1 protein-coding gene is annotated in these 209 nt (G+C 31.1%); it reads right to left on the bottom strand.

Annotated features, from left to right (window positions below; translation table 11 throughout):
* A partial coding sequence (locus tag FC36_RS07555) for a helix-turn-helix domain-containing protein (RefSeq protein WP_156409555.1) occupies window positions 1–209 on the bottom strand: 209 nt, incomplete at both ends.

The raw sequence follows: 209 nt of genomic DNA, 5'->3' as shown, positions 1-209 counted from the left end.
TCTTTAGGATTTTTCCGTTTTTCTAACTCCTTAATACGGTCAATAACGGTATCAATCGGTAGCTTTACTTTCTTTAATTGGTATAACTCCTTATCAATCGCAATCAACTTATTATAAACTGTTCTGGCGACATCAGAATTACGTTTAATGATGACTTTTTGTTGAGAAGATGGATAAATTCTAACTTTTAATCCATAGTGATAACTAAG

Origin of the sequence: Ligilactobacillus equi DSM 15833 = JCM 10991, assembly GCF_001435735.1 — a bacterium.
In the GTDB taxonomy this organism is placed as follows: Bacteria; Bacillota; Bacilli; order Lactobacillales; family Lactobacillaceae; genus Ligilactobacillus; species Ligilactobacillus equi.
Note: the sequence above shows the minus strand (reverse complement) of the source record. Positions and strands in the feature narration are given on the sequence as shown.